This window comes from Pseudomonas sp. TWR3-1-1 (genome assembly GCF_049896545.1).
Lineage (GTDB): Bacteria > Pseudomonadota > Gammaproteobacteria > Pseudomonadales > Pseudomonadaceae > Aquipseudomonas > Aquipseudomonas weihenstephanensis.
In genome coordinates this window covers 161507-170397 of record NZ_JAFCUO010000011.1, presented here as the reverse complement: position 1 = coordinate 170397, position 8891 = coordinate 161507, and the positions used below count along the sequence as shown (strand labels likewise).

The following is an 8891-nucleotide window of genomic DNA, read 5'->3' as shown; positions in this document are numbered from 1 at the left end:
CCAAAACCTACCCTGAATGCCACAGCTTATCGTTTGCTAATGCACGAGAAACCATTGATTTTTTTGATCCTTGACTAAGAAATTTATTCATATATTACAATGATATAAGGTTTTGTTAGGTCGAGCATTGGGTGCTAGGGGGCGATTGTTCGAATCACTCCGCCCCGATCTTTCTAATCGTCGATGACGATGCTGTCAGCGCCTACATTTGAAGTCGGAAAAATTAGCATGCCTTCTAGCAGCACATGAAAAGCACGCTCTAAAGCGAATCACGTCATCTGGAATTCGTGGCGGAAAATCCTAATATGGTGAACTCAGGCGCCGGTCAACCTGACTTCATTGCGATTTGGCTGATCTGTTAACCAGCGTAAACCTGCGGGTTTACTTACTCACGACAAAATCGGCGCGAAATATCCCAGAAATTATTTTTGGTGCTGCATGAAGTTTATGTTCGTTAGGCAGGCGAGGTAGCGGATGGGCTAGCAATAGGCAATATACGGCCGCCCCTCCATTTCCAGTCGGCAAGAGATTAAACTGCTCCACCATTTAAAAGGATTCATACTGATGTCAACTCAGGGAGTTAAGGAAGTCAAGCACGTCCGTGATCTGCGTATGGTCAACAAAATGATCGAGGCTGGATGGGTGTTGCTGATCGTAAACCCGGACAGTTTGGAAGACGGCAGCGCATCGCCGTTGTACATAATGGGCTGGAAGCACAACCGCGTGGCTCCGTCAGTGATGCAGGATTGGTAAGCCAGTACGAGAACGCCTCTTATGTTTAAAAGGCCCACACACCCGCTCCGAGCGTGGAGGCCTTTAACACCCTCGGCTCTGGCGCGCCCCTCTCAGGCAATGATTTTACGCAGTGCGGGCCACTCACTCAGAATAGGAAGCCACCGCCACGACCGTCTCTCCCGATTCCCTCGCGGACATCACCATGCCCGACGCCGTTATCCACACCCTGCGCCGCCGCCTGACCGCTATCCAGCTCAGCGCGACACGCTGAGCGTGCATCTGGCCAACGAGCGCGCCAAATGCGTGATCGAGGCGCTGGAAGTGCTCAAGGTGCTCAAACCGTCCGACATTGAAACCTTGTACCTGGCTGTCGAAGACGCCGCCCAGATCCGCACCAAGGCGCTGATGCTGTGAGTCGGGAGCGTTAAGCTGAAGCGGTGCGAGTAGACGGTGGGGAGGGTAATCGTTCGGCAGGACGCCAGGAGAGGATAAATAGCTTGCGTGACTTTTGCGTGACTCTCTCACGCACCCATCTGCATCTATGGCTATTCGATTGCAGCGAGCGCCAGAGAAAGCAACAATGTTTAAAGGAGTTGCCATGCTCCTTCGAGCATGGGGTGTTAGGGGTCGAGTGTTCGAATCACTCCGCCCCGATCTTTCTAATCGTCGATGCCGATGCTGTCAGCACCTACATTTGCAGTCGGAAAAATTAGCATGCCTTCTCGCGGCACATGAAAAGCACTTGTTGAAGCGAATCCTGCCATCTGGAATTCGTGGCGGTAAGACCCATTATGGCGAACTCAGGTGGCGGGTCTGTTAACCAGTGCAAGCTTGCGGGCTGACTTACTCACGACAAAATCGGCGCGAAATATTCCCGGTGATGCTGATGGATTGTTTTTGTGTTCGTTCGGCAGGACGCCGGGGGAGGGGGGAAATCCCGTACCAGTTTTTGTACCAATCAATGTTCCCTTGAGGGACTCTATGGGGCCTCAGAGCACGCTGAAACCCCTTGTCTAGCGCCTTTGGAATACGCCAGCTAATCCACACATACTGCTTGAACCCTTTTGAAGCCGGGCCTGTTGCGTTATGGCCCTGTTTTTGGATCGGATAAAAAGCTCTGACCTGTCTTCCGATCCCTTCGGCGCTAACACATCGTCAGAGTGCGCCGCCGTAAGTCGTCTGTTTTTTACGAGTCCCTGGTTTGCGTGAACGTTCAAAAAAATTCGCAGGCGGTCACTTGAGTCAGCTCATAACTATGTACGGCATCTTCCCCGCACGGCGCAGGTAGCGTGATGACCTGTTTGCTCTGACTTGAAGAAGATCGCTTATGACTCGCTCACTCAAAAAATTGCCACTAGACGCCCGAGAAGCCACTTTCAGTGACCTTGAATCCTTGGAAATGGTGCAAAGTCACCTGCCCAAGTGGCTGGTGGACGCCGATCCCGGGGTTCTCACGGCCTTGAATGAATCGATGGCGCAAAGCCGTTCCTACCATGGCTTGATCGGCAAAAAATTCGGCGAATTGCAGAGTGTCGAGGTGTATTGCGGGGCATTGCTGGCGGCTGAAGCGTGGCGTGAATTCGGGCCTTTGCTGGATGTTCACCGCGACTATCTGGCAGTTGTCCATGTCCACCTGATTGCGGACGACACGCTCGCTTTTTCGTTGCGGCATTACACGGTGCGCGATGAGCCAAAAACGTTGTTGTGGGCCGCACTGCAAAATTTTTCTGAGGCTGAAGCACTGCCGGGTGGCTTCAATCCGCAAAGTCATATTCGTCACGGCGGGCATGAAGAGCAGGTCAGTGCGGTCAAACCCCAGCAGTTTGCCGCCCTGTGCCGCAGGCTGGACCTGGGGCAAAAATATCAGACCTATCTTCAGCAGTTTTTGGGGGTTGCTGCTTCAGGCACTCTCCAACCCAGCGCCGCGCAGCAAACGACGCTCACTCACCTGCAACGGCTCAAGGCCTATGACATGCAGGTTGATGCGCATATTGGACTGCTTAAAAAAAATATAGGACCCACCGCTTATCAGGCCGTGTTGGCCGAGTTGCCGGGCGCTACAGGGACAGCATCCGTGACAACCGGGATGCTGGATGGAAAGCCTGTCCTGCTCAGCTCAATGTCCATTCTGGATACCGTGATTGACGGGGTAGTGTTGTTCACTTGCGACACGCCGCTGCTGCATCCCGATAACCGGCTGATTGTCTATATCCCGAACGATCCGGTGGCGCCGTTTTTTGAGTTCAGTTCATTAGAGGCGTTTACCAATACCTTAAGGGTGCGACTTCAAGACCCGGCATATGCCCATTTCTTTTCGCGTTTCGTCAGCCTGAGCGCGCGTGCTGATTTCATGCAAAAAGTGCATGAAAAACGCGACCATCTAAGCCTCACGACAGCTCCCCTCAACATGAGGGCGGCGCACTACTTGTGCCAGGTGCAGCTTAAAAACATGTTTGCCGATGCACTGATGCTGGCAGTGCCGACGGGCGTGCTGGACGAGCAGGCGCGCGAGGCGCGTTGGCAGTTCTACAAAAATGCGGGCTTGTTGTTGGTCAATGTGGCCGCCCTGTTTGTACCCGTGTTGGGCGACCTGATGTTGGCCGTGGCGATAGGCGACATGCTCAAGGAGGTTTATGAAGGCGTTGAGGACTGGTCTCAGGGCGATGTCGATCACGCCCGCGAACACTTGCTCAATGTTGCCAAGGAAGTCGCAATCGATGCTGGCATCGTAGGCGGGGCCACCGTGCTCAAGAGTGTTGCCAGTCGCTTGAGTGCTGCGACCAAGGCGCACTTCGAAGGCTTGCAGCCCATCAGGCGCGATGATGGAACGGTCCGCCTTTGGGACACAAACATGGAGCACTACGTGAATGAGCAGGCAGCTTTGCACCATCACAAGGCTGACGGGCAAGGCTTTTTCCGGGTCGCGGGCAAGCAACATGTTGGTGTGGATGGCAAGCACTACCCGGTTGAATTTGATGATGCCCTTGGGCAGTGGCGCATCACCCATGGCCGCAGGCCTGAAGCTTTCAAACCTGCATTGCTGCATAACGGCGAGGGCGCCTGGCAGCATGCCCATGAGCAACCGTTAGATTGGCAAGGCAGTGAGGTTTTAGTCGGCCGGTTGAGCGATGCAAGGGCCAGCCTGGATGAGCGCGCGCTGGAGCACATCAGGCTGTTGACCCATACCCCCGAAGACGTTATGCGCCGTGTGCACCTTGATAATCTTGCCGTACCCCCGTTATTGGCGGTGACCCTTAAACGCTTTGAGATCGACCGTCGCCTCGATGCGTTTATCGAACAGATGAACACGGATGACTTTAATGCTCATCGCTGGGCCGATTGGCAATTGCGCCAGTTGCCTCATATGCCCGGGTGGCCTTCAGGCAGGGGCCTGACGGTGGTTGATGGGACAGGCAAGCGCCTTGCGCAATATGGCAATGCGCAGTGGGCAACGACGGCGCATATCAACCTGACGGACACGCTCCTGGAGCAAGGGAAATTGTTGGATGCTGTGCTGGCTGCGTTGTCGAGTGCTGAGGGCAAGGCACTGTTAAGTCGTGGTTTGAGTGAGGATCTGAAGCCCGGCCAAGCGTTGGCTCAATCCTTGGGCAATTTTGTCAGGGAGAACCGACAAGCGGTGTTTGACCGCTTGTATGCCTTATTCAACGTGTCGTCTGCACCCGAGGCATACGTCATAGAAGTCTTTTTTCCAGGGCTGCCACGTCCTGTGGCCCAGGCGTTGTATGAATCGGCCAGCGTCGATCAAAGAGCCGTATTGCGTACCTCTAAAGTCCCGCTTCCTTTGGCTGAGGCCGCGCGCGTGTATCTGCGCGAGGCCAGGTTGAATCGAGCTATTGAGGGGTTTTATTTGCGGGGCAGTCGCAACACGGACACTGAAAAGTTGGCGCTGCAATTACTGACACATTCCCCCCACTGGCCTATAGGTATGGTGTTGGAGGTCCGGGAGGGGAGTTTGCAGGGGCCTGTGATTCGTCGAATCGGCAGTTCTCAGGCCATAACATCGCGTGTTCTGGTTAAAACAGGCGAAAGCTATCAACGCTATAAGTCGCGTGGATCTGTTCAGGTGCTTGAGCCAGGTACATCAGCGTCCTTGACCGAGGCTGTCGTTCAATCATTGACGGCGCTTGAGCGTGAGGCCATGGGGCTTGGTCTTTCAACACAGCCTGCCCATATCAATGAGGCGCTGGCGGCCCGTGCGGCTCAAAACCGTGATGAAGTTGCCCGCGTTTTAGGCATGCAGCCGGTTAAACCCGGCTTTAAACCGCCTACGATCATGACGGATGGCCAGATTGGTTATCCTTTGTGCGGTCTTGATGCAGGCATCCAGTCCAGAGCCATGCAGCTTCGAGTGCGTAACTTGTTTCCTGAATTCAACCAGGAGCAGGTGCAGCATTATCTGGAAAGTCTGGAGGAGGCCGGCGTAAACCCGTTGAATTTTTTGCGCGAACGCAAGCGGATCAGGACGGCGTTACGCGAATGCTTGCAGATCTGGATCGATGCACCATTGACGGATGTACCGGTTGCTGCGTCCAACATTGACTACTCGGAAAACAGGTACCAAGCCGCAGGGTTGATTGAACGAATATGGCGCCACGATCCACAGCACTTTGGCTTGGCCGGCATTGCCGATGGTCAAAAGTTGAGCCTGGACGGCCTGCGTCTGTTGAGTTTTCCGGCATTGCCCGTCATGGCTGATTTCAGCCATGTTCGCGAACTTAACCTGAGCAACATGAATTGCAAGGACACAGCTGCGAGTTTCCTGGAGCACTTCAAGGGGGTGGAGTCTCTTGAAATGGACAACAACGAAATGAGCCACCTGCCTTCTCAATTGGAAAGAATGCCCAACCTGCGGCGCTTATCGGCGGCTCGAAACAATTTGTTTTTAAACGCCGGAAATCAGTCCACCCTTAATGCCTTGGGCAAGCTGGAAATCCTCAATCTTAACGACAACTTTCTAGGGGCCGAACTGGACCTCAGCCCATTGAGACTCCTGCGCCGGGTGTATCTGCGCCGTACGTGGATTGATCAATGGCCAGAGGGCCTGATTACCCGGCCACTGCTGGAGGCGGCTGATTTACGAGAAAACCGCATCGCAGAGATTCCGGAAACTGTTTATCTAGCTTCGCCCAAGCTCACACGCAACATCACACTGTCAAATAACCCGTTATCAAATGTCAGCAAGTTACGTTTGGCCCGCTTTGTCATGCAGGGTGGAAGCTCGATGGGGATCAACAGTGATGAACTGCTCAGTGAAGCCGCTGCGTTTGAGTTCTGGACCACCGGTATTACCAGTCTTGAGCAGGCCCGGCGTGAACAACTATGGAATAACCTCAGAGCTGAGCCTGCTTCTGAAGACCTGTTCAATGTGATCTCGCGGCTCACCACCACCGCAGACGCTCAGGCCGTGCGCCATGATCTGAGCCGCCGGGTTTGGGAAATGATCGAGGCTGCCAATGACAACAGGCTGTTGCGTCAGGACCTGATCAATATTGCTGCTGCTCCTCGCAGTTGTACGGACAGCGTGTTGATGGCTTTCAGCAACCTTGAGATTCAAATGGAGCTGGCGCGGGTGTCGACGGTGGAGGCGGCTCAACTGTCAGAGCTTAGTTCGTTGGGCAGAAGTTTGTTTCGGCTGGAAAAGTTGGGAAAAATTGCTCAGCACCACTGCGAACTGGCCGTGCTACAGGGAGGGGCAGCGCCGGACGAGCTTGAAGTTCTTTTGGCCTATCGCATTGGATTGGCCAAAGACCTCAAACTGCCAGGCCAGCCTCAAAGCATGACGTTCAAGAACCTGGCAGGGGTGACCCAAGAAGATTTGAATCAAGCTCGATCAGCAGTCGAAAGTGCCGAGAAAACCGCGGAACAAAACACTTTCATCAGCACGCTTGAATTTTGGAAGCAATATTTGATCAATGGGGCCAAGACTGAGTACAGCACATTGACAGAGCCTTATTTTGAGGCACTGAGCGAGCTGTTAAAAAAATCTCCCGAGATGGACAGTCAGCGTTATCTGCGCAGGGTCAGCGAAGTGCGCAACCAAATGGACTCCGCCGTCGATGCCTGGAGCCTGCAAAAAACGAACGAGTTGTTGGAGACTGAGGAATCAGGTTCGCCCACTACAGCCCTTTGATCAGCGCACGCAATGCGAAGCGATTGGGGTGGCAGGCTTCAGCAATTGTGCGCGGGACTGGCAGTGGCTCGTTATTGATCCAGGCAGCAAGCATTTCACCGGACAGCGGTGCGGTAATCAAACCGCGAGAACCATGGCCACTGTTGACATACAAACCGTGCAACCAAGGGCATGGGGTATCAGGTACTTGCCGTGCATCTTTGCGTAACACGGCATAGGTGCTGGCAAACGCTTCCGGGTCTGACAGTGGGCCGACGATTGGCAGGTAATCCGGACTGGTACAGCGAAACGCCGCCCAGCCTTGCAACTGTGCCGGATCAAGTTGTTCACCGAAAAGGCTGCTTAATTGCGGCGAAATTTCATCCATTAAATCGAGATTGCCCTGATGCCCGGCCGGGGTAGTGGTCAAATCATCGTTATCAAAGTCGAAGCTGGCGCCCAAGGTGTGTTCACCCATTCGGCCAGGTGCGACATAGCCTTCGGCACACACGACGGTGTTCAGCGCGGCACTGTGTTCGGTTTGCACCAGTTGAGTGATTTGCCCGCGAATGCGTTTGAGCGGCAAACCACTGCTGGCGGGGAAGCGTTTGACCTCGGCGGCACCTGCCAGGATCACTACCGGCGCGCTGGCTAATACCCGTTCGCCATCACAGGCTTGCCATTGGTTGTCGACGTTGTTCAGTTGCACCACGTCATGGTGGGTCAACACTTGAACATTGGGGTGCATCGCCTGGTATTGGCATAACGCAGGCGGGTGAACCCAGCCGCCTTCGGGATAGAACAAGCCACCCTGCGCCAGTTCTATCCCGGCCAGTGCCTGGGCCTGAGGCTGGTCGAGCATGTGCACCAAGGCGGGTGCAAATGCACCGGCCAGTTGAGCCTGGCGTTGTGCTTCTTTAGCGTTGAAGCCTAATTGCAGAACGCCGCAGTCATCCCAGTCTCGGCCGCGTTGCAGGTGTTCGAGCAAGCGTCGGGTATAACCGAAACCGCTGACAATCATTTGCGACAAAGTGGTGCCGTGAGCCGACAGCTTGAGATACAGCACCCCTTGCGGATTGCCAGAGGCTTCCTTGGCCAGCCGTTCGTGGCGCTCCAGTAGAACCACCTGCCAGCCACGTCTGGCCAAGCTGTTGGCGCTGGCACAACCCGATAATCCGCCGCCGATGACCAGAGCTTTGCGTTCAGTTGTCGGTTGGGGTGGGCGGGCATACCAGGGCTTGACAGCTGACGTGGCCAGCGCCTGTTCAGGTACGCCCAGAAAAGTGCCGCGCAGTATTTCCCACTTGTGGCCTATGCCGGGCGTTCGGCGCATTTTGAAACCTGCCTCGTTTAACGCCCTGCGCACCCAGCCCGTACTGGTGAAGGTGCTGATGGTGGCGTCAGGCGCCGCCAGCCGGGCCAGTTGCGCGAACAGTTCGGGTGTCCACATGTCCGGGTTTTTCGCCGGTGCAAAGCCATCCAGGAACCACGCGTCAACCTGTGCGTCGAGTTGGCTCAATTGTTCCAGCACATCGCCGATCAGCAGCGTCAGCGTCACCCGGCCATTGCCCAGCGTTAACGTCTGAAACCCCGGATGGATCGCGAAATAAGCGGCCAGTAATTGCTCACTGACATCGCTCAATTGCGGCCACAGGGCCAGGGCGCGGTGCAAGTCGCCGCGAGTGAGCGGGTACTTTTCAACGCTGATGAAGTGCAGTCGCGCATCCGGTTGTGCCGTTTGTTCAAACAGCTGCCAGGCGCAGAGGAAGTTCAGACCCGTACCGAAGCCTGTTTCACCAATGACCATCTGGCCATTAGCCCGCAGGGCGGCAAAGCGCTCTTTGAGCGCGTTCTGTTCGATAAAGACATAGCGCGTTTCTTCAAGGCCCGCGGTGTCCGAAAAATAGACATCATCGAACACCCGCGAATGGGGGCGACCTTGGTCATCCCAGTCAAGCTGGGCATTGGGCATTTCAATAGTCATGTGCGGCTCGACATCGGCAAGGCGGCCATTCTAGCTGATCGG

The 8891-nt window shown here is 55.0% G+C and carries 4 protein-coding genes; 3 read left to right on the top strand and 1 reads right to left on the bottom strand.

Annotated features, from left to right (window positions below):
* Positions 1–564 precede the first annotated feature (564 nt).
* The 3 genes from ACP7A4_RS20645 (at position 565) to ACP7A4_RS20635 (ending at position 6886) form a co-directional block, all read left to right on the top strand.
* On the top strand, positions 565–753 hold the full coding sequence (locus tag ACP7A4_RS20645) for a hypothetical protein (protein ID WP_426248083.1): 189 nt from the start codon (positions 565–567) through the stop codon (positions 751–753).
* 255 nt (positions 754–1008) lie between these two features.
* Entirely contained in the window at positions 1009–1149 is a 141-nt protein-coding gene (locus tag ACP7A4_RS20640) for a hypothetical protein (RefSeq protein WP_426248082.1), read from the top strand.
* A gap of 913 nt (positions 1150–2062) precedes the next feature.
* Positions 2063–6886, top strand: a complete 4824-nt coding sequence (locus tag ACP7A4_RS20635) for an NEL-type E3 ubiquitin ligase domain-containing protein (RefSeq protein ID WP_426248081.1) — start codon at positions 2063–2065, stop codon at positions 6884–6886.
* Here the strand turns inward: ACP7A4_RS20635 and mnmC are convergent.
* Positions 6873–8849 (bottom strand): bifunctional tRNA (5-methylaminomethyl-2-thiouridine)(34)-methyltransferase MnmD/FAD-dependent 5-carboxymethylaminomethyl-2-thiouridine(34) oxidoreductase MnmC, encoded by a 1977-nt coding sequence (gene mnmC, locus ACP7A4_RS20630; RefSeq protein ID WP_426248080.1) that lies wholly within the window; start codon positions 8847–8849, stop codon positions 6873–6875. The two genes, ACP7A4_RS20635 and mnmC, sit on opposite strands and share 14 nt — an antisense overlap.
* Positions 8850–8891: the final 42 nt, after the last annotated feature.

Bases quoted from the DNA above. Each gene is read 5' to 3' on its own strand.
- mnmC (WP_426248080.1), bottom strand. From the start codon at position 8,849: ATGACTATTGAAATGCCCAATGCCCAGCTTGACTGGGATGACCAAGGT.
- ACP7A4_RS20645 (WP_426248083.1), top strand. From the start codon at position 565: ATGTCAACTCAGGGAGTTAAGGAAGTCAAGCACGTCCGTGATCTGCGT.
- ACP7A4_RS20635 (WP_426248081.1), top strand. From the start codon at position 2,063: ATGACTCGCTCACTCAAAAAATTGCCACTAGACGCCCGAGAAGCCACT.